A 21,303-nucleotide genomic window follows, 5' to 3' on the forward strand; every position below is an offset into this window, starting at 1 on the left:
CGCAAACTGTGCGACCGCTGCGCAGCGTCCTCCCGACACAACGCCAGATAGGGCGCCACAAACGCCCACTCCTCATCACTCACATCGCTCGGATAACCAACCTGACCCTTATTCCCCATTCAAACTATGCTGCGCGTTGACAACAACACAATCACCCCTTTCCTACAGATGGGAATTAAAGTCATTAACAGCCTCTAGAAGCATAGGATCGGCCGAGAGACCCACGTCCTCACAAACTTTGCGACTGATGAGATGACTGTCTCCGGTGAGAATCTTCACGGCCACTCCATCTTTGCTGAGCGCCTCGATTGCGCTTCTGGCCGGTGTTCTTTGGGGGATCCAAAAATGCAACGTAGCCTCTAAGGGTGAAGGCACACTCGTCATCCTTTGAGCAAATCTGTTTCCCAATCAGTTCCTTCTTTGCCACCGCTAAAACTCGGAAACCATCGTTACTAAGGCGGGCATACTCATCCTTCAACCCGACGATCAGGTCGGGGTCCATCGGTGAAATTGTGCCGTCCAGTTCAAAGTGAGAACAATGATGGAAGATTTCCTCTGGAGCTCCTTTGGTGAGCAGGATCGCCTTCCCTTCGGGATTCTCCACCAGGACAGACATCATGCGTCGGGTGAAGTCGAATGGAATTTCATCGAGCTTCCTGTGTTTCGCAACCAGAGCCTGCGCATGGAAGTCGGAACTATCGAGAATGGCACGATCCAGGAGATTTTTGAGTCCCGTCTGAAAGTAGCTAATAAGATAACCATCCAATAGCACGTCGTCGGTCTCTCGTCCCGCAAGGTTGCAGTGGCGTTGAAGAACGACACGATCTTCAGTAAGCGTGCCGGTCTTATCGGTGCACAACACGTCCATTCCGCCAATGTTCTGTATTGCGTTCAGTCTCTTAACGATTACTTTCTTGCGGCTCATGGCGAGTGCGCCTTTGGAAAGACATACAGAGACAATCATGGGCAGCATCTCAGGCGTAAGGCCAACAGCTATGGCTAGCGCAAAGAAAAACGCACCTTTCCATTCGTGTTTTGTTAATCCGTTGATGAGGAATACCAGAGGAGCCATGACTGCCATAAGTTTGATCATTAGCCATGTGAAGCTGTGGAGACCCAGGTCAAAGCTAGTCGGAGTGCCGCACTCTGTGATCGCACCTGCCATGCTGCCAAGATAGGTGTGAATTCCTGTCGTTACTACGACTGCGGTTGCAGTTCCGCTTTGAACGCTTGTGCCCATAAAGCACGTATTTCTGAGTTCGATTGGTGGACCGTTGACCGCAGATTCGGGATCATGGAACTTCTCGACAGGAAGAGATTCTCCGGTAAGGCTGCCCTGACTGACGAAGAGATCTTTGGAAGCAATCACCCGTACATCTCCCGGGATCATGTCGCCTGCGGATAATTTGACGATGTCCCCTGGTACCAGATCCCGGAGGGGCATTTCTCTTGCCTCACCGTTACGAACAACGGTTGTCGTCACGTGAATCATGGCTTTGAGCTTTGCCGCCGCCGCATCGGCGCGAGCCTCTTGAAAGAAGCGAAGTCCGACGCTGAGCATCACCATGATGGCCATCACAGCTCCTGCGCGAGCGTCGCCCGTGACAAAGGACACTGTCGATAGGATCGCCAACAGAATCACCAGCGGATTTCGGCTAATCTTCAGAAGGCGGACAAACCAGCCTTGCTGGCGTTCTTGCGCCACCTCATTTGGCCCCATTGTTCGCGCTCGTTCTTCAGCCTCAGCCTGCGTCAGGCCCGCGGAGGTTGTCTGCAGAGATCGGAACAATTCCTCTCCGTCTTTTAGAGCAGCATTGAGGACATCGGGCGCTACGCGGATGCTATGGCCCTTCGCGCTCGTTGAAGCATGAGGCTTGCCCAACTCACCGTCCTTGGCTGGAGCCTCCATCGCGACATTGGTACCAATTGTTTTCATCGTTCCTCGGCCGTCTGTCGAGTCCGAGAAATATTCGTCACGGAACTACCAAGCAGACCTTCTATCCGTAATTCTGCACCGAGGGCGAAATGCTATGGAGATCGATCCAGGACAATAAGAAAGACTGCGCTTACGAACGCAATCGAGACCTGAGACGGGATGAGGTCTTGTCTCCATCCGAACCCATAGCGTGCGCAATTATGATCTGCGCATTAAATCGCCCAGCTAGGGTCTTCGAGTCAGCAAATGCCAAATCAGCTGCATCTGAGAAATCATGACCGATGACGATCTTCTTCAACCTAATCAAGTGTCTTCTGTCATCAGAAGCTTGAACCGTTATTTGAGTCTCCATACACCTATCCACCACATTCTGATTTGTCGCGAGAGCGAACGAAATCAATTGAAAAGTCTCTACCAGCGTAGGCAGCACTCAAGAGATTCGCTGTGACGGGTATCACCCTTGCTGAATCTGGCGGTCGAAGACAATCATTGGTGTGATCCGGATCACATCCATCACAGGCAGATAAAGCTACTGTCTCTGTTGAGGTGTTCACCATGAGAATACAGACCGATGTTTTAACTGAAGCGGGCCAATCCATGCAGGTCAAACCGGGAACGATGAAGGCTCTGGTCTTCAATGGAGATCAGAGAATCAGTCTCGAAGATCGCTCTATTCCAAAGGCGGGTCCCAGCGAGGCCGTCATCGAGATCACACTCACCACCATCTGCGGTACCGATGTTCATATCGTCAAGGGCGAGTATCCGGTTAAGCGTGGCCTCACTCTGGGGCACGAAGCCGTCGGCAGAATTCATGAGCTTGGTTCTGGAGTGAGCGGATATGAAGTTGGAGAGCGTGTCCTGGTTGGTGCAATTACCCCCTGCGGACAATGCAACTACTGCTTGGGCGGGAACCTGTCCCAGTGCGGGGGGACTATGGGAGGCTGGAAACTCGGCAATACGATCAATGGAGTCCAGGCGCAATATGCTCTCATCCCCTATGCTCAAGCCAACTTGGCGAAGATTCCCGACGAGCTTTCTGACGAACAGGTAATCTTGCTTGCTGATATTGCTTCCACGGGATTTTCCGCTTCAGAAAGTGCACAGGTAAAACTCGGGGATTCCGTTGCGATCTTTGCTGAAGGACCGATCGGATTGTGCGCTACGGCGGGAGCAAAGCTGCGCGGAGCAGGCCAGATATTTGCGGTCGATTCAAATCCGGTACGGCTCGAGCAAGCCTTGAGGATGGGAGCACATTACGCGATCAATATCAGCAAACAAGATCCGATTGAGGAGATTCTTCGGCTGACAGAGCGGCGCGGCGTAGACGTGGCCATTGAAGCACTCGGACGTCAGGAGACGTTCGAGAACGCGCTACGAGTATTGCGTCCTGGAGGCACGCTGTCGAGCCTTGGGGTTTACTCAGGCAAGCTGGCAATTCCCGCGGAGCCATTCGCTGCCGGCCTGGGCGATCACAAGATCGTGACTACCCTTTGTCCTGGAGGCATGGAACGTATGCGACGGTTAATGGAACTTGTTCTCCACCACCGAATCGACCTGACGCCCCTGCTCACTCATCGATTTACGTTCGACAAGATTGTCGAAGCATACACACTCTTCAGCAAACAAGAGGATGGCGTCCTGAAAGTGGCAATTCGAGTCTGTTGACAACTCAGCGAATACCAGAGCATATTATCTGCCTGCCTTCACGGGGCCAATGAGTTTATGAAGAGGAACACGCTAATCGGGCCCTTCGCCAGATTTTAGCTTCTGGTTCTGCTGTTCCAATCCCGTCCACAGTCCTTGTGTTGCGAATCTCCGCGCAGCGATTGCCATCGAGGAGCAAACCCATGCATCGTATATCCCTTATGTTTATCATCCTGCTCACAGCTCAAGTAGCAACTGCGCAACAGTACACAGTCACCGACCTCGGCACGCTCGGGGGAATCGGAAGCACCGCAAGGGACATCAATGAATCCGGCCAAGTAACGGGCTGGTCCACTAATGGCTCTCAAGAGCACGCCTTCCTTTACAGCGACGGCTATATGCGGGACCTCGGCACGTTACCAGGAGGAAATCACAGCGCCGGATATGGAATCAGCGGTGGTAAAGCACATGGTAAAGGAAATATTTTTCAACAAAGACATGTCTACGTAACGGGTGATGCAAATCTTGAGACCTGCCACACCACTCTTTGCGGACCCAACCATGCCTTTCTTTGGAAAGATGGCTACATGCAGGACCTCGGTTTACTACCTGGAGGATCGGACAGCCATGGACTAGCAGTGAATCGTGCTGGACAAGTGACAGGCGAGGCAGCCGTTTCCACGCCCGAGGGAGGTAGGTCCCATGCTTTTCTGTATAGCAACGGACAGATGCGGGACCTGGGTCTTCTGCCTGGCGGATCCTACAGCGAGGGATTTGACATCAATGACGGAGAAATTGGAGACGATAACAAGAAAGATGGAGAACACAGTGACTCTGAAGAGAACGTGCAGATAACCGGCTTTGCGGAGACCGCCAGTGGATGGGGGCATGCCTTCATCTACAGCAACGGTACGATGCGAGATCTTGGAACATTGCCAGGAGGAAGGGCCAGCGCAGGATACGCGATCAACCAATTCGGCGAGGTGACGGGAACCTCGGATGATAGCGCAGGAAGCAGTCGTGCATTTCTCTATGACAAAGATGGCATGCACGATCTCGGTACCTTGCCAGGCACGGATTGGAGCATTGGGAGCGGGATTAACCGCTATGGACACGTAGTAGGCCACACGTACAAATATCCGTATGAATTTCGTGCCTTTATATATCGTGACACCATCATGCAGGATCTGAACGATCTCATTCCGTTGGATTCAGGATGGAGAATAGATCAGGCACAAGGTATCAACGACCGCGGAGAGATTATTGGAACAGGCGAGCGCAATGGAGTGTCTCGTCAAATTCTGCTCACCCCAATCTGCAATCGCGACTCGCACCGCGGGAAAGAATGCGATGAACAGAATGGGAACAAGCATATTGAGTTTCCCAACAACGGATTTAGGAAACCCTGATCGAGAGCGAACTTCCTTCCGCGGATTCTGGCCAGGTGGAGGGCCTTTGTCGTCTTCTCGGCCCCTCTTGTCCTTAGTCCCGCGAACCTTCATGGCGGCTGCAATTCTCGTGCGATCCGTGTGACCTAGAGGGTTCGGAACAGACGGCGACTTGCCAACAAGCCCCCGATTCCGCTCGTCACCAGAAGAAGCGTACCCGGTTCGGGAATGACTCCTGAGGGTCTTGTAGACGATATGGTCGACCGCAAACGAGTCTGCCTCTATCGGGAAGTTGAGCGCGACACGGTTGAAAGGGACAGTGCTCGCAAATCGCCGCGAAGCCTCCCGTAAGACTAGGATCGGGAGAGCCGCTATAAACCAGTGAGCCCACCGCCGTATTCCCGCTGAACACCGTGATCGTCGTTGCGTCAGACAGCGGAAGCGAGGTCAGCTCCGCAAAGCCATAGCCCAGCGCGTCCGCAAACGAGGGCAGCGTCAGCAGGAGTGTTCCCGGCTGGACGCCGCCCAAAAAACGGGGAGAGACAATGAGTGGTGCCGAAACGTGGTTTGTGACTCCAGGACCACCGTCGATATTCAGTTGGCCGTTGGTGGGAATCCCCTCAACCATGTAATTGAAGAGTATGCCGTCGACCGTAAGACCGTTCACCTCTGTATTGGTGGCCAAACCATCAAACGTGGTCAGCGGCAGATCATCGTAGAATCGAGATCGGTCGAGTCGACGGGTGGAAATGTTGGCTTGAGTCGACATGTTCCTTCACCGTTCTCTTTGCCTCAGGCGTGAGCAACATGCGGAACGTTTCGTTCTGCAAATAGCATTCGAGCAGAGAGCCCGAAGAGATTGAGGCCAAATATGCCAAGATAGCCATAGATCAACCATGCAAGCTCACGCGGACTGAGGGATCCACCAAATAGAAGGGCGACTGCGGAGATGGCTGCGACGCCGGCCGAAACGTAACACCAGTTTACACCATGGTGTTCCGATGTACCCCTTGCAACGACGAATTCAGTAATTGCTACTCCGGCCGCTTGGGCCGCAGCGAGATAGAGAAACCAATGAAGTCTGACATAATCGGACACAAGCGCGAACAGTAGAACTCCGATTAAAGCTCCGCATATCCCCTGTATCCTCAGAGCCAACCGCCCGGGCCGCTTGCCGGGAATCATGAAGCTTGTCATAAAGACCAGCGCACTATCAATCACGCCATACCCTGCTAGGCAAGCAATCGAAATAGCGATGGCGAAAGGACGCAAGAGAATCGTCGACGCCATCTCCGGCATGAACAGAACCCCGGTTCCAGCCACAATCGCAAGCAGTCCACGCATCATTGTCGTTGCCCAATACTCTGAATAGGCTCTCATCGGTCTATCCTCCTGCTAAGTCCTTCAGCATTTATGTTCGCTCCGCCGTGTCGTTATGCCTGTGACCGCCGTCACAGGCACACGCGGACCTCATCACGTTAAATGGAGTTAAAGCCAGATATGTTTGCTGGCATCGAGCAGGAAAGCGCTCACGTTGATGATTTGAGGTGCCGTATGCCGCTCATCGAAGAACCTGTCGTTGTCGCCATCAAGAAGATTCTGCTCGCAACCGATTTCTCACCATCGTCGGAGAAGGCTGTTTCCTATGCAAGAGCTTTGGCTCTACGCTTCTCCTCCACTGTCGAGATCGCACATGTCTTCGATCCTTCCATCGTCACATCGTACGAAGAAGCAATCATCGGTCTGCCCGTAAACGAAAGGCGACGAATCGCCAATGAAATCCTCGACCGGTTGCGGGACGATCTCTCAGCCTCCGGGATTAAGACCCGCACAACAATGCCGGAAGGACCTTATCGTCCTTGGCGCACGAAAGGCCTCGTTTTGGCTGACGCACGTCGAGCGCGGTGTAACCCCTGATCTCCGGGCGCGTTTTCAGCAGACCCTCAAGCTGCATGAATTCTGAAGAGCCACAGTTGCGCGTCTCAGAAAGGAGACAAACCCAAATGCAAACACCAATACCTTCCTTCAAAAAGCTTCTGGTCGCCACCGACTTCTCAGCATCATCTGGTACCGCTTTCCAGGTTGCTTTGAATCTCTGTAACGAGCTTGGGGCAAGTCTCTTGGTTCTGCATGCCTTCGAGTATGGCAGCGTAGTTCCCCCGGAAACAGGAGGGCAACTTATCGCAATAGAAGACATCTATGAGAAAGCCAGGCAATCCCTCAACGATCTTCTGACGAGAGCGCAGCAGGTCGGAGTGGTATGTGAGATCAGCATCGAACGTGGCATCGCCTCTCCGAGGATTCTGGACAAGATCAGATCAGCGAAGATCGATCTCGCAATTCTGGGAACAAATTCACTGAAGGGTTTTGAACGCTTTGTATTTGGCTCTACCGCGGAAGAAGTCCTCCGCAAATCGCCGTGCCCCGTGGTTACAGTTGGCCCTCGAGTTTTCAATGCCGAGGTCACAGTCGAAGGTCCGATCGTCTTCGCAACCGATTTTGATCGTTCCACGATCCACGCAATTCACAGTGCTGCGTCCTTAGGCCGGTTGACGAAATCGTCAGTGCATTGCCTTCATGTGGTTCCTCGGATCGTCGGACGCGGAGGACAACACAGTATCATTCCAGAGGTCATGAACGAAACTCTGCAACGCGTCGTTTCGGAGAGCGGGGCGGATATCACGCGACCAATTTGTGTGACCACGTATGATGACGAGATTTCGAATGGGATTGTTGACTATGCACGAAAGGAGAAAGCGAGGTTGATCGTTCTGGGAGTCCGCCAAGCCTCAATGATAGCTTCGCATGCTCCGGCCCACATCGCTTACCAAGTAATATCAGCAGCCCCATGCCCAGTTATGACTGTCGCCTTCTCATCGCCTTCTCATTCGCGATCTGTTCAGCAGCTTGTATCTACGACGCTATAACGCGACCGTGGCATCGGGTACGCCGACACCTACCGACATACGGTCATGTGTATATCGCGTTGCCTAAACCTTTATGAACTGATAGTTACAAGCGGGCAGCTCGCTTCAGCAATGATATGAGCGGTGATGTTCGGCAAGTGCGGGGCCAGTTGAGACGCTCTCTGCACTCCAAGAATACTCAGCTCAGCACTGTCCACGTATTGTCGCGCAGGGATCGCGCTAAGATCCTGTCCTAGGAGATAGCCTTTGAAGAGGCTTGGTTCTTGGGCTGATCATGCAACAGTTGATGCGTTGAAACGTTGCCTCGTCGGATGTACTTTATCGTTTCACTCACCACCAGGACGCTGCTAGCAACAGCGATGCAAAGCATCCAATCACTACGACTAAGTTGCACGACACCAAATGCACGCTGGAGCAACGGAACACTCAAGATAATCACCTGCAGTCCTATCGAAAGCAGGATTGCGCCCCAAAGCCAGTGGTTACAAAATAGATTGCGAAAAGCACTCTCAGAGTCCGAACGCGCACTAACGGAATTGAACAACTGAAAAAGAATCAGTGTTGTGAAAGCCATGGAGCGCCTGTACGAAATGACATCACTCGAGGAGAGAAAAAACACTGATAATGTACCGACCGCCATCGTCGACGCTACAGCCAACAGATCGAACACCATCTGCCGATTGATGATGCTTTCGTCAGAAGGTCTCGGAGGACGGTGCATAATGTCAGGAGCCGCGGAGTCCACCCCGAGAGCTAGGGCTGGCGCACTATCAGTAACGAGGTTTATCCAAAGAATTTGTGCCGCAGATAACGGTAGTACAAGGGCGTGCGTAGTGCCGCCACTTCGCAGAGAAAGAATCACAGCGCTCAAGAAGATCGTCAGAACTTCGCCCAGATTTGTAGCCAGTAAGTATCGGAGAAATTTTCGTATATTGTCGAAGACAATGCGCCCTTCCTCAACTGCAGCAACGATTGTCGCGTAGTTATCGTCGGTCAAGATAAGATCGGCCGCATCTTTTGACACATCTGTTCCGGAGACTCCCATGGCAATACCTATGTGCGCGGCCTTCAAGGCAGGGGCATCATTCACGCCGTCGCCTGTCATGGCCACGATGTCGTTATTTTGCTGGAGCGCGCGTACGATACGAAGCTTGTGTTCGGGATTGACGCGCGCATACACGTCGGTAGTGCGCACCGCTTGAATCAAATGCGCATCGGTCATTTGCTCGATCTGTATGCCAGCCAGAACCTGATCGTCGGACACGATGTTCAGTGATCGCGCGATAGCCACAGCTGTGCTTGGATGATCTCCCGTGATCAGGATTGTGCGGATGCCGGCATGCCTTGCCTGTTCGACTGCCACACGAGCTTCCGGACGCGGCGGATCTATCATGCCAACCAACCCAAGGAACGTTAGGTTATGTTCTATTCCGAGGCCGTCGCGAACCGCTGGATCGAATGGTTCAGAAGATATAAGCGAACGAGTGGCAACACCAAGTGTGCGGAGCGCATTGACCGTCAACTTTTCGTTGTCACGGTGAATGTCTTGACGGCGTTGTGAGGACAAAGGACGAACGAAGCCAGGGACCAATTCTTGCGTGCAATTTTCAAGGAGGATGTCAGGAGCGCCTTTTGTAAAAATAACTAACGTGCCTGGATCTTGCTTGTCTTCGTGAACGGTACTCATCATCTTGCGTTCCGATGAAAAGACCACTTCCCTGAGGCGTGGATAGAGGCTTTGAATCGTGGAAGGTATGATCTTTGCCTTTCTTGCGGCTGTGAGCAGTGCGACTTCCGTTGGATCTCCTTGAATCTTCCACTGATCCTCGACCTTGTCTAACCGTGAATTATTTGCGAGTGTAGCGCCAATAAGCAGTGGGTGGACTTCCGCCCATTGATCATCGGAGAGATCCTCATCTTGAGCGGTCGTAAGATTTCCCTCGGGCGCATAGCCAATTCCTGAGACGTCCGTGCGACCAGAGGCGGTAATAATGACGGCCACCGTCATCTCGTTACCAGTCATGGTTCCGGTCTTGTCGGAAGCAATCACGGTCGTCGATCCCAAGGTCTCCACGGCGGGGAGCTTTTTGACGATCGCGCCTCGGCGGGTCATTCGTTGTACACCTATTGCCAGAACAAGCGTAATGACTGCTGCTAAACCTTCCGGCGTGGCTGCTACTGCCAAAGCGATACCAAAGAGCAGAACATTCATAATCACGTTAGCGTCTTTGAGCCCGTGTATCGCCAGCAACGCGATGACGACGCAGGCAGCTATCAAAACAACTCCTACCCCCATCTGTTTACTTAAGCGTTTTAGCTGTAGCTGTAGAGGGGCGACCTGATCCTTCTCTGTATCGAGTAGCGCTGCAACTCTCCCGAACTCAGTCTGCACTCCGATGGCCGTGACCACAGCCTGCCCATTTCCTGAGATAGCCATCGTTCCTGCAAAGACCATGTTCAAACGGTCACCAGTTGCCGCAGAATGCTCTACTGGATCGGGGTGTTTCATCACCGGAAGGCTTTCACCGGTAAGAGATGACTCAGTGGTGATCAGGGACTGTACCCGCACAAGTCGAGCATCCGCGGGAATCGAATCGCCTTCTCGCAGGACCAACAGGTCCCCCGGGACTAGATCCCGGGCCGGGAGACGCTGTTGTTGCCCATCCCGAATGACTGTCGTTTCAACCGGCACCATCTTTCTCAAGGTGTCCAACGCACGCGTTGCTCGATCCTCTTGGATAAATCCCAAAACGGCGTTCAGAATCACAATGGCAAGGATGATAAGCGACTCGTAGGGAATCCCCGGCCCGCTCTCAAGCCGGGCGACAATAGCAGCTACAGAGGTAGCGCCAAGCAGCAAATAAATCTGAGGATCATGAATTTGCATGAGAAGGCGTCGCCAGACGGGTACTCTGGGCCTCGTCCGCAATTCATTGAAGCCGAACCGTTGCCGCCGCTCTTGCACTTCTTCAGATGTGAGACCCGCTTGAGCACGAGTTCCCAGCGCTGTCGTAACCTCCTCAGCAGTCTGTGCGTGAGCTAGCTCCTGGATGCCTTTTGATTCTCGGATTGGAGATGGGTTTAATTTCACAATTCCCTTGAAGAATAGAGGGCATCCAGAGTGTAATCAGCGCCAACGACTGGTTCTGTGATGCAAATCACAGAACCAGAGTCAGTAAATCTGTATGTTCTGACACATGGAGCCTTCGCCTTCCAAATCGATGACTCTCGACCAGATTGTCGTGGCCACTGATTTTTCTCCCGCGTCGATCTCTGCGCTATTGATCGCGAATCGAGTGGCTCGGATCTTCCAAGCCAAGGTTACGGTCCTCCACGTCTTCCAGTACCTTGCCCAGCACCGGTATAAGGTCCCCGTGGACTGGATGATCAAAACGATTCGCCGTGAGGTCCAGGAAAAACTTGCAGAAGATAAACGTTCGTTATGTGAGGCGGGCATTGAGTCAGAAGTGAGGATGATCGAAGGCGGAGTACCGGCACAAGAAATCCTCAATTTCGCACAGTCCTGCGCAAATCCTCTCCTCGTGATCGGAACCCATGCCGTTGGCGGCATGGAGCGGTTTGTCCTGGGCTCCACGGCTGAGGAGGTACTGCGCCAGGCATCCTGTCCGGTCATGACGGTAGGCCCGCACGTCTCTGTTCCAACATGCATCAACCCATATTTTCATAAGATCCTCTATGCAACTGATTTCAGCGAGGCTTCCCTGGCTGCTGTTCCGTTAGTAATCGAATTCCAACGACCATCCGCTGCATCCATCCGAATTCTTCATGTTTCCAACAATACTGACCCGCAATCAATTGCGGAGGAACAACGTTTCGATCCTATTCGAAAGACCTTGTCGGAAGGCCTGGATCATCTTTGTGTGGGCTCCGAAGAGTACGTCATCTCACAAGGGGAAGTCATCAGCCAGGTGGTGGTGAATGAAGCCGACCATTTCCCTGCCGACCTGTTGATCCTTGGAGTGCGTCGCGCCTCGGCCTATGCTGCGCATGTTTCGCCTAAGACTGCGTTTCAAATTATTGCTGCAGCGCCGTGTCCGGTACTTTCCGTCTCTTCTTGACATCTTCCAACTAGGGCGACATCCGACATGAACGGTACAACTACGGTCCGCCTCAAGGAATCGCCGTCTGGCAGTGCGAGACGAATATGGAACAGCATCTCAGTAGCCTTATCACTGACAGCAATTGTCCTCTACTTGCTGTTTCACTATGTATTACAAATCAAGAGCGGCCTTGCAACACTTCCCTTATGGGCTGCAATCATTGCAGGTGGGTTGCCGTTGCTGTACGACTTATTCCGGCAGGTTCTCAAGAGACAGTTTGGCTCCGACTTTCTGGCAGGGCTTTCTATTGTGACGGCCACCATCATGGGCGAACTCCTGGTGGCAACGATCATCGTGTTGATGCTCTCCGGCGGTCAGACTCTCGAGACGTTTGCGACGAAACGTGCATCTTCAGTTTTGGATGCACTCGCTCATCGGATGCCGAACATTGCGCACCGCATCGTAGACGGTACAACGCATGATATTGCGGTTGCCGACATCCGAACAGGCGATCGCCTCATCGTCCTTCCCCATGAAATCTGCCCGGTGGACGGAACAGTTGAATCTGGTACAGGAACAATGGACGAATCGTTCCTGACAGGCGAACCATTCCGAATACGCAAGATATCGGGATCGCAGGTAATCTCAGGTGCGCTCAATGAAGACTTTGCCCTCACCATTCTTGCAGACAAGTTGGCAATCGATTCACGTTATGAGCGCATCATGCGGGTGATAGAAACGGCTGAACAGCACCCTCCACGAATCCGCCGTCTGGCCGATCGTCTGGGTGCTGTTTACACTCCCGTCGCGATCGTCATCGCCTTGATGGGATGGCTACTAAGCGGTGACCCCGACCGTTTCCTGGCTGTCATCGTTATTGCTACACCTTGCCCCCTGCTCTTGGCGATTCCAATATCCATCATCGGAGCTATTTCACTTTCGGCAAAGCGGGGCATCGTTATCAAGAGACCTGTCGTTCTCGAACAGATCGGGGGTATTCAGGCCATGTTCTTTGATAAGACGGGAACATTGACTCATGGAGAGCCCATCGTTACGGACACCCTTTGTTTCTCCGGAGCGACTTCCACTGATGTACTCCGCCTGGCCGCGAGTCTTGAGCAATATTCAAAACACCCGCTGGCTAGCGCCATCCTGCATGCAGCAGAGGAGCAAAAGATCGATCTCCAGACAGTCGAGGACATCAGCGAGAAGCCTGGGGAAGGGTTGAGCGGCCATGTTGCGGGAAGAAAGGTCCTCGTCGCAGGGAGGCGCAAACTCGCTCCTGAAATAGCTAAACTCCTTCCCGCAAGTACCTCAGGAATGGAATGCGTAGTTCTCTCAGATGGGCAGTTGGTGGGGTTGTTCAAGTTTCACGATCGTCCTCGAAAAGAGGGCCAACCTTTCATTCGCCATCTCAAACCCAAGCACCATATCAATCACCTTATGATTTTGTCCGGAGATCGTGATAGCGAGGTTCAACACCTTGCACATATCGTCGGCATCACCGATGTTCGTGCAAATCTGACACCAGAAGACAAGCTAAAGATCGTACGCAATGAAACAGAAAAAGCCCCCACACTCTTTTTGGGAGACGGCATCAATGATGCTCCGGCGATGATGGCGGCAACAGTCGGAGTTGCTTTCGGACAAAATAGCGACATTACGGCAGAGGCAGCCGGGGCCGTGATTCTCGAACCAACCTTAGGCAAAGTAGACGAATTTCTCCATATCGGAAATAGAATGCGCCGCATCGCTCTTCAAAGTGCGATTGGGGGAATGGTATTGAGCTCCGTTGGAATGATGGCTGCGGCGTTCGGCCTCTTGCCTCCACTTGCAGGGGCCATCGGGCAGGAGATCATCGATTTGCTCGCCGTGCTCAATGCTGTTCGTACATCGATCCCAACAAAAGAGTTGCGAGACTTCTAGTCACCGAGTCTGATTGCTGGTCAAGAGCTGTGACCTACATCACAGCACAATCGCACGATTACTACTACGGTTTGCATTGGAGATAGACGTTATGCGATCGGAACTCAGGCTACACCGTCTGCTTCTAGCAATGCTCGCAACACTGTTGATAGCTTTTGTAGCCGTCTTGTTTTACCTGGGCACGAACGTTGCCAACGAACACTTTGAAGCGACCGTTTCTCTGGTGGTGATGATTACAGTGGGAACAGCGTTTGTTTACATGGGTACTGCGGAAGGGATTGTAGCCTTTCAGTTTGGCCTGCGGCACAACCGGGAGCTATGGAGCTACCTGATACTTGGTTTGGTATCGGTCGTCTCTGGCCTGTACCTCGCAATGTCCGAGACAGCTTCCTTACAAACGGTGGCCGTTGTAGTGTCGCCTCATGCATTTCTCTTTGGAATTGCCGAACTGCGCATTGCGCAACACATGCAACATCATCCCAAACAAAGAACCCTGCTCCTGGTAGGTGGACTATGTGAACTCCTGTTGGGGGCAGTTCTCATGAGTGGCCCGAGGTTCTCGGTCAACCATGTAGCTACGCTTCTGGGTTGTGCGGCGGTGCTCACGGCTTTTCAAATCCTTGCTTTCCTTTTCTATAGACGACCGAACCTATCGCTACACACCAGGCGAAGCTAATCGTTCATTGAATAGAGCAGACAAAAGATCCAAGCCGAAAGTTGAGGATTCCGAAGAGTCTTCGGCCGAAAGATGGTGAGCGCTATGCGAACCCCACCTTGGGCGGTGTTGGAAGATGGAGCACGTTATGAGATGAAAGAGGGCACGACGGAAGCCTTCCCGGGTCACTTCGAGCGCATCCATCATGCGCGTAAGAGGGATGCTTGTCGGAATTGCGTGAGCAACCCACTGTGGTTGCGCCGTCGGTTGTTCCTGGTATGTTTCTTGCTCATCCTTTTTACAGGCGTATTGCCTGGGTCGTTAATAGGGCGTATATTTCCGGCTAAATCGGCCCTCCCCTAATCTAGCTCAGCTCAGATCTCCCCGGTTCATTGGCTGGAGAGAATCTAGGAATCTTTGATTGTTCGAATCAACCTTTCCCTGCTCGAAGAGGAGCAAGGCTTAGGGCTTCTTCTCCTGGGGTCAGAAGCACCCTTTCTCTATTCAGCAATCTTCTGCCTGAGTTTTCCGCACCCCAAAAGTGAGGTTAGGTATGAATCGCAGAACCTTCATTCAGATTGGGGCTGGGACGGCCGCCTTAATGGCTGCCCCAAGATGGGCACTGGCTTTCTACCAGAGTCCAACCACGATTCCTCTCTTCGGGACTGCTCTCCGCGGCGTTGGCCCGGGCGGTATCCCCGTCGCTGCACCGGATGCCTTTGCGGCGCCCGTCACCGGCGTTACCCACTACACCATCAACATCAATCAATTTCAGGATGCCGGAGTATGCCCGACGCTCGGCCCTACGACGCTGTGGGGTTACAACCCTGCGAACCCACTTGGGGGCGGCAGTCAGCCGCAGAAACACCTCGGTGGCATCCTCGTAGGAACCAAGGGAGTACCCATCCAGATCACCTTCCGAAACAACCTGAACGTTCCTAAGCACATCCTGCCGAACGACCAGACAATACCCGACGCGAATCTAGGATTCAACCGTACCGCAGTGCATCTTCATGGCGGTCTGGTGCCCTGGATCACCGACGGCGGCCCGTTTGACTGGTTTGATCCTAATGGAAATGTCGGAACTAGTTTCCTGAACAATCAAGTGCTGAATCCTGGTGCAGCCGCGGGCGAAGCAGAATACTACTACCCGCTGAACCAGAGCGCACGGTTCCTCTGGTATCACGATCATGCCGTCGGCATCACACGTCTCAATGCCTATGCGGGTATCGCGTCCGCACTGCTCCTTAGAGACGGTTTTGAAATCAATCTCAAGAACCAGGGCCTTCCAGAGTTCATTGAAAACTCGGTCCTTGCCGGTACGACAATTCAGGAGTTGCCGCTCGCGATTCAGGATAAGATCTTCGTCGGCTCAAACCTCGCCGCTGTAGATCCTACTTACGAGGGAGTAACCACGCCCGGCAGCCTCTGGTACGCCCACGTCTACGAGAGAAACCGTTGGAAAGCGCAAGGGAACACTGTGGGGGGAAATCTCACGCCTCCCGACCCGTCGGTGGTTGCCGAATTCTTCGGCGACACCATGCTGGTCAATGGCACAGCTTTCCCACGAACGAGTGTGGAACCGAGACGGTACCGTTTGCGGCTGCTGGATGCCTGCAACGCCCGCTTCCTGAACCTCCAACTGTACGTAGCTGATGGCAGCGCGAACGGCATCACCTTAGATCCGGCTACAGGTTTCCCGACCAATGCTCCGGCTCTCTGCGACCCCAACAATCCGGGAGGCAGCGCAACTGTTCTCCAGATCGGTACAGAAGGGGGATTCCTGCCGAGACCGGCAAGGATTCCTACCAATGTCCCCTTTAACCCTGTCACGCTGACCGGCTCGCTCCTCATGGCTCCGGCAGAGCGGCCAGACATCCTCGTCGATTTCAACGCCCATCCGGGCAAGAGCATCATTCTCTACAATGACGCGCCAGCACCGTTCCCCGGAGGTGCTCCCGTCAATGACTACTTCCCCGGCTGGAATGCCAAGAAAAATACCGGCGGCAATCCAGTGAACGCCCTCACGCCTGCGGGCTTCGGGCCCAATTCCCGCATTCTCATGCGGTTCGATGTGGGAACGACGGTAACGGCACCTGCCGATGTACCGCTCACCATCAACACTACAACCGACCTCAGCGGGGGCCTCGATACGCCGCTGATTCCGTTCGGCGTATCCACACCGCCTCCGGGCGTTGCTGTACGATCCCTTACATTAAACGAAGCTTTCGATCCGTTTGGCCGTTTGATCCAGCTTCTCGGTACGACAGCTTTTCCGGGTTCGCCCAGTGCTGGCTTCGGCAGAGCCTACACTGACCCGGCGACTGAAACTCCCTTGGTAGGAGCGACCGAGGTTTGGGAGGTCTTCAACACTACTGCCGATGTACATCCCATGCACTTCCATCTGGTGAATGTGCAAGTAATCAACCGGGAGCCGTTCAAGGTCAGCAGCCTGGGGTCAACCTCAGGCGGGGTCAACGTTACTGGCCCGGCCACACCTCCTCAACCAAATGAAACAGGCTGGAAGGAGACTGTCCCAATGTATCCCGGCACAGTAACGCGGGTGATCATGAAGTTCGACCTGCCAACTGTGCCATTTACGGTACCGTCAAGTCCGAGGACAGGCGGTAACGAGTACGTCTGGCATTGCCACATTCTGGAGCATGAAGAGCACGACATGATGCGGCCTCTGGTTGTGATTTAGCAAATCCCCAGCCAGGGGCGGGCCGCTCTTGACAAACCAGTTCCTTGGCGCAGAACCGGTCTCCCGCACGCGAGCGGTGCGAGAGGCCGGACGCCGAGGTTTGTCCCATGCAGGCCCGTGGTGTCGCGTGGGGCCTTTTTCCTTTGGCAGAGATCCCGGAGATAGTCGTCAGCGCGCGTTCCGGCGCTGGTGGCGGCGGGCATGCACAGGTTCAGACTGGTTGTTCTTATCGACATAATCGCGGCCCTGTCGTTTGTCGCAGGCAGCCGGCTTTGAATCGGAATCGCCCGCTACAAGTATTACGACAAGGTAACCCGGACCTGGGGCTGCCGAGGCTGCCTTATTGAAGGCACGACCCCGAGTTTTCCGTGAGGTTACTCTGCGGTGCCTGCAAGCCGATCACGCCCCATGATTGGAGAAACCTGAATTACCGGACCTACTTGTCATGGCGACCCATCATCTTTGGACGAAGGAAAATCGCTTGTCACGACATCGGCCATTCGTCGCCTGTTGTTGCGGCCTCGGTAGGATCGGAGAATAATGACTCCTGCTTTGCCTATGCGATAAGCCGTCTTGTTTTGCTGAATGCCCGATGGAGGGATCGATGACCAAGGAACAGCGCAGATTGGACGAGGCCCGCAAGAAAGAAGCCCCGTGGAAAAAATGGGGGCCCTATCTGAGTGAGCGGCAATGGGGAACCGTGCGTGAGGACTACAGCGAGGACGGGAACGCCTGGAATTACTTCACTCACGATCAGGCGCGGTCACGGGCATATCGCTGGGGCGAGGACGGTCTGGCGGGCATTTCCGACGATCATCAGGTTCTTTGTTTCGCGCTCGCCCTTTGGAATGGCAGCGACCCGATCCTTAAGGAACGACTCTTCGGGTTGACGAACAACGAAGGCAATCATGGCGAGGACGTGAAGGAGTATTACTTCTATCTGGATAGCACGCCTACTCACTCCTACATGAAGTACCTCTATAAATACCCGCAGGCGGCGTACCCATATATAGATCTCATCGAGACGAATCGCCGGCGTGATCGGCATGCGCTGGAATATGAGTTGCTAGACACGAACGTCTTCAACGAGGACCGTTACTTCGATGTTTTTGTTGAATACGCCAAGGCGGGGCCGGATGACGTGTGCATAAGGATCAGCGTGGCCAACCGGGGAGCTGAAGCTGCCACGCTTCATTTGTTGCCGACACTCTGGTTTCGCAACACGTGGTCGTGGATGGGAGGCGGTGTCAAACCTATACTTGCAGCCCAGCATATGGAGAGCGCGACCGTAATCTCGGCTCACCATACTGAGCCGGTTTCTCATGAAACGTTCCCCGACTACAAGCTCTACTGCGAGGGAGAGGTGCCTTTGCTGTTCACCGAAAACGAGACCAACAAGACGAAACTTTTCGGCGAACAGAACGCGTCTGCTTACGTCAAGGACGGCATCAACGACTTCGTCGTGAGCGGCAATAAACAGGCGGTGAATCCGGCTAAGCAAGGAACCAAAGCGTGCCCGCATTACATTCTGAACATCGGTGGGGGCGAAACGCGGGCTGTACGCCTGCGTCTGACACGGCCTATCCAGAACGAACCGGAAAATCCTTTCAAGGATTTTGAAGAGTTATTTGCTGAGCGCATAAAGGAGGCGGACGAATTCTACGAAAGCGTCACGCCGCCCGCTGTCATGGCCGATCCGGATCGCGCCATGGTGATGCGTCAGGCGCTCGCCGGTTTGCTCTGGAGCAAGCAATATTTCTACTACGACGTTGACAAGTGGCTGAAGGAACACAATGTCGGCCCATGGTCACCAGCCGAGGTACGGAAGAAGGTACGCAACAGCGAGTGGTTTCACATGGACAATGACGACATCATTTCGATGCCGGATAAGTGGGAATATCCGTGGTACGCATCGTGGGACCTGGCGTTTCACATGCTGGCATTCCAGCAGGTGGATTCGGATTTTGCAAAGTCGCAACTCGACCTGATACTGCGTAACGATTATCTGCACCCTAATGGGCAAATGCCGGCCTACGAGTGGAACTTTGGCGACGTTAATCCGCCGGTACATGCGTATGCCACCATACAGATTTATCTGACTGACAAGGAGCGAAATAACGGTAAAGGAGATTTAGAGTTCCTCGTTTATGCATTCTCCAAACTTCTGGTCAACTTCACCTGGTGGCTCAACCGCAAAGACCGTTCGGGAAACAATGTGTTCGAGGGCGGCTTCCTCGGCCTGGACAATATAGGCGTGTTCGACCGCAGCTCGCCGCTGCCTACTGGTGGGTACTTGGAACAGGCTGATGGGACCGCATGGATGGTGTTCTTCAGCCAGCAGATGCTGCGTATCTCGGTGGAACTCGCGGTGCATTACCCGGCCTTCGAGGAATTCGTCGTCAAGTTCTTCGAACATACCATGTGGATTGCCGGGGCGATGGACCGAGTGGGCGAGCATCACGACAAGATGTGGGACGAGGAGGATGGTTTCTTCTACGACGTGCTGCGCCTGCCCAATGGTCAGGCTTTCCGTTTGAAGGTGCGATCCATGGTCGGCCTTTTGCCGCTTGCAGCGGTCGCGATCTTTGAGGATGGCACGCTTGAAAAGATGCCAACAGCCCAGAAACGTATCCTCGAGTTTTTGGAGAACCACCCCGAACTCGCAGCAAACCTTCACATGCCGGCGACGCCGGGTGTGGCGGGCAGACGTCTGCTGGCCACTGTGAACGAAGAGAAACTGCGCCGCATTCTGGCGAGAATGCTCGATGAGAACGAGTTCTTCGGTCCACATGGCATTCGCGCGCTGTCGCGCTACCATTTGGACCATCCCTTCGTTTTCGGTCTTGGCGGCCAGGAGTATCGCGTCGCCTATCTGCCGGGTGACTCGGACAGTGGAATGTTCGGCGGAAATTCCAACTGGAGAGGGCCGGTCTGGATGCCGGTAAACTTCCTGCTCTACCTTTCGCTTTTGCGGCTTGGCGCCTATTACGGCGATTCCTTTAAGGTGGAGTGCCCGACAGGCTCAGGGAAACACCTGACGTTGTTCGAGGTCGGGCAGGAACTGGCGGAGCGCCTCATCGGAACATTTGTTCGGGATCGTTCGGGACGCAGGCCGGTGTTTGGCGCTACAGAGAAATTCCAAACAGATCCACAGTGGCGAGACAATATCCTTTTCTACGAGTACTTCCACGGGGACAACGGCGCCGGTATCGGTGCCAGCCACCAAACCGGGTGGACAGGCTGCATCGCGCGGATCATTCAGGCGAACGGAGCATTTAGCGCCGATCTGCTCGGCGAGCGGAATCTCGAGCGGCGTGCGATCAAAATGGGTAGTAGCACGAGCCCTTCAAACGCGCGATGACTGGGTACTTTTGATATTCAAGGAACTGGACTTCTTGCGTGGAGGACGGCGTGCTGATTCGACCGCTGCCGTTGCTCAATTTCTTCGTTGCGGTGGTAATGTTCTCCATCGCTACGGGTATATTGCTTTCGGGGCCGAGCCCGGCGAGGGAGAGTGGTCTGAACAAGCAGCTTCGCCATAAACCCGAGCGCGTCTGCTTCGGCGGCGCATTCGGAGTATATGGCTTCCGTCAACGAGAAAATTGCCTCAGCATACCGTCTTCGCTAGTTATAGGAAGCTCATTTCGGCCCGTAATCCTATCTTCTCGTTCCCGCAGGGACAGCAAATTGCGGTCTGGACCCCTTTCTTCAAAGCCCTACTCCTTCGTCTTCAGCCTGGAGTCGTTTTCGCGGATGAACGCCTCAATCTCCGGCGCACTCGCCAGGATGCGGAGCCATTGTTCTTTGTAGAGCGTGACCGGAAAACGTCCCATGCCGTACAGAGAGACCCCGCCTTTCTCGCTCACCTTCAAAGTGAGGCCGCCCTTGTCTTTGCTCTTAAGCTGCGCATTCTCAGCCCGCAGACGCTCCAGCTCCGCTTGCATCTCCGATTCGCTCATCGTTTCTTTCCTCCGATTCCCTGCATACAATTCATCTTCCACGCTTCCCAGCCCGGCGCTTTTTGACCGGAACATACCGATATAGCGTATCCCGGCTGATGCC

At 53.9% G+C, this 21,303-nt stretch carries 16 protein-coding genes; 9 read left to right on the forward strand and 7 right to left on the reverse strand.

Annotation, left to right across the window (positions count from 1 at the left end):
* Positions 1 to 119: transposase (locus Q363_RS46670; RefSeq protein ID WP_425387761.1), on the reverse strand; the 119-nt coding region annotated here is incomplete at its 3' end.
* 110 nt (positions 120 to 229) lie between these two features.
* Positions 230 to 1,936 carry an HAD-IC family P-type ATPase gene (locus Q363_RS23170; RefSeq protein ID WP_051979189.1) on the reverse strand — a complete coding sequence of 569 codons (1,707 nt, stop codon included), beginning with the start codon at positions 1,934 to 1,936 and terminating at the stop codon, positions 230 to 232.
* 555 nt (positions 1,937 to 2,491) lie between these two features.
* Between Q363_RS23170 and Q363_RS23180 the strand changes: the two genes are divergently transcribed.
* Both Q363_RS23180 and Q363_RS23185 read left to right on the forward strand, forming a co-directional pair.
* A complete protein-coding gene (locus Q363_RS23180) occupies positions 2,492 to 3,601 on the forward strand; it encodes a zinc-binding dehydrogenase (protein WP_211256313.1) in 1,110 nt (369 codons plus the stop codon).
* A 182-nt stretch (positions 3,602 to 3,783) separates the two neighbouring features.
* Entirely contained in the window at positions 3,784 to 4,989 is a 1,206-nt protein-coding gene (locus Q363_RS23185) for a DUF3466 family protein (protein WP_084080669.1), read from the forward strand.
* A 125-nt stretch (positions 4,990 to 5,114) separates the two neighbouring features.
* Here the strand turns inward: Q363_RS23185 and Q363_RS46675 are convergent, their stop codons facing one another.
* The 3 genes from Q363_RS46675 to Q363_RS23195 are packed head-to-tail and all read right to left on the reverse strand — an operon-like array spanning position 5,115 to position 6,348.
* Entirely contained in the window at positions 5,115 to 5,171 is a 57-nt protein-coding gene (locus Q363_RS46675; protein WP_425387762.1) for a hypothetical protein, read from the reverse strand.
* Positions 5,168 to 5,737 (reverse strand): hypothetical protein, encoded by a 570-nt coding sequence (locus tag Q363_RS44565; protein ID WP_035355403.1) that lies wholly within the window; start codon positions 5,735 to 5,737, stop codon positions 5,168 to 5,170. Before Q363_RS44565 ends, Q363_RS46675 begins: the two co-directional genes overlap by 4 nt.
* A gap of 23 nt (positions 5,738 to 5,760) precedes the next feature.
* Positions 5,761 to 6,348 (reverse strand): hypothetical protein, encoded by a 588-nt coding sequence (locus tag Q363_RS23195; RefSeq protein WP_035355405.1) that lies wholly within the window; start codon positions 6,346 to 6,348, stop codon positions 5,761 to 5,763.
* A gap of 120 nt (positions 6,349 to 6,468) precedes the next feature.
* On the opposite strand from Q363_RS23195, the gene Q363_RS23200 reads away from it, so the two are divergent.
* Positions 6,469 to 6,885, forward strand: a complete 417-nt coding sequence (locus tag Q363_RS23200; RefSeq protein ID WP_035355407.1) for a universal stress protein — start codon at positions 6,469 to 6,471, stop codon at positions 6,883 to 6,885.
* 86 nt (positions 6,886 to 6,971) lie between these two features.
* Positions 6,972 to 7,895, forward strand: a complete 924-nt coding sequence (locus Q363_RS23205; RefSeq protein WP_035355409.1) for a universal stress protein — start codon at positions 6,972 to 6,974, stop codon at positions 7,893 to 7,895.
* A 232-nt stretch (positions 7,896 to 8,127) separates the two neighbouring features.
* Here Q363_RS23205 and Q363_RS23210 read toward each other — a convergent pair whose 3' ends face one another.
* The gene (locus Q363_RS23210; RefSeq protein WP_051979190.1) at positions 8,128 to 10,986 is read right to left on the reverse strand and encodes a cation-translocating P-type ATPase; all 2,859 of its coding nucleotides are present in this window, start codon (positions 10,984 to 10,986) and stop codon (positions 8,128 to 8,130) included.
* Positions 10,987 to 11,116: 130 nt separating this feature from the next.
* Between Q363_RS23210 and Q363_RS23215 the strand changes: the two genes are divergently transcribed.
* The 5 genes from Q363_RS23215 (at position 11,117) to Q363_RS23235 (ending at position 20,602) form a co-directional block, all read left to right on the forward strand.
* Positions 11,117 to 11,974: a universal stress protein gene (locus Q363_RS23215; protein ID WP_035355411.1), complete on the forward strand. Its 858-nt coding sequence runs from the start codon at positions 11,117 to 11,119 to the stop codon at positions 11,972 to 11,974.
* Between the two features lie 27 nt (positions 11,975 to 12,001).
* Positions 12,002 to 13,882 carry a heavy metal translocating P-type ATPase gene (locus tag Q363_RS23220; protein WP_051979191.1) on the forward strand — a complete coding sequence of 627 codons (1,881 nt, stop codon included), beginning with the start codon at positions 12,002 to 12,004 and terminating at the stop codon, positions 13,880 to 13,882.
* Between the two features lie 91 nt (positions 13,883 to 13,973).
* On the forward strand, positions 13,974 to 14,558 hold the full coding sequence (locus Q363_RS23225) for a DUF308 domain-containing protein (RefSeq protein WP_035355414.1): 585 nt from the start codon (positions 13,974 to 13,976) through the stop codon (positions 14,556 to 14,558).
* 532 nt (positions 14,559 to 15,090) lie between these two features.
* Positions 15,091 to 17,241: a multicopper oxidase family protein gene (locus tag Q363_RS23230; protein ID WP_035355417.1), complete on the forward strand. Its 2,151-nt coding sequence runs from the start codon at positions 15,091 to 15,093 to the stop codon at positions 17,239 to 17,241.
* Between the two features lie 604 nt (positions 17,242 to 17,845).
* Positions 17,846 to 20,602, forward strand: a complete 2,757-nt coding sequence (locus Q363_RS23235) for an MGH1-like glycoside hydrolase domain-containing protein (RefSeq protein ID WP_051979192.1) — start codon at positions 17,846 to 17,848, stop codon at positions 20,600 to 20,602.
* A gap of 355 nt (positions 20,603 to 20,957) precedes the next feature.
* On the opposite strand, the gene Q363_RS23240 is transcribed toward Q363_RS23235, so the two are convergent.
* A partial coding sequence (locus Q363_RS23240) for a hypothetical protein (protein ID WP_245632409.1) occupies positions 20,958 to 21,303 on the reverse strand: 346 nt, incomplete at its 5' end.

The organism is Edaphobacter aggregans DSM 19364 (assembly GCF_000745965.1).
Classification (GTDB): Bacteria; Acidobacteriota; Terriglobia; order Terriglobales; family Acidobacteriaceae; genus Edaphobacter; species Edaphobacter aggregans.

Coding starts and splice junctions, on each gene's coding strand:
- Q363_RS23220 (WP_051979191.1), top strand. CDS start 12,002: ATGAACGGTACAACTACGGTCCGCCTCAAGGAATCGCCGTCTGGCAGT.
- Q363_RS23170 (WP_051979189.1), bottom strand. CDS start 1,936: ATGAAAACAATTGGTACCAATGTCGCGATGGAGGCTCCAGCCAAGGAC.
- Q363_RS44565 (WP_035355403.1), bottom strand. CDS start 5,737: ATGTCGACTCAAGCCAACATTTCCACCCGTCGACTCGACCGATCTCGA.
- Q363_RS23235 (WP_051979192.1), top strand. CDS start 17,846: ATGACCAAGGAACAGCGCAGATTGGACGAGGCCCGCAAGAAAGAAGCC.
- Q363_RS23205 (WP_035355409.1), top strand. CDS start 6,972: ATGCAAACACCAATACCTTCCTTCAAAAAGCTTCTGGTCGCCACCGAC.
- Q363_RS23225 (WP_035355414.1), top strand. CDS start 13,974: ATGCGATCGGAACTCAGGCTACACCGTCTGCTTCTAGCAATGCTCGCA.
- Q363_RS23185 (WP_084080669.1), top strand. CDS start 3,784: ATGCATCGTATATCCCTTATGTTTATCATCCTGCTCACAGCTCAAGTA.
- Q363_RS23195 (WP_035355405.1), bottom strand. CDS start 6,348: ATGAGAGCCTATTCAGAGTATTGGGCAACGACAATGATGCGTGGACTG.
- Q363_RS23200 (WP_035355407.1), top strand. CDS start 6,469: ATGTTTGCTGGCATCGAGCAGGAAAGCGCTCACGTTGATGATTTGAGG.
- Q363_RS23180 (WP_211256313.1), top strand. CDS start 2,492: ATGAGAATACAGACCGATGTTTTAACTGAAGCGGGCCAATCCATGCAG.
- Q363_RS23215 (WP_035355411.1), top strand. CDS start 11,117: ATGACTCTCGACCAGATTGTCGTGGCCACTGATTTTTCTCCCGCGTCG.
- Q363_RS23230 (WP_035355417.1), top strand. CDS start 15,091: ATGAATCGCAGAACCTTCATTCAGATTGGGGCTGGGACGGCCGCCTTA.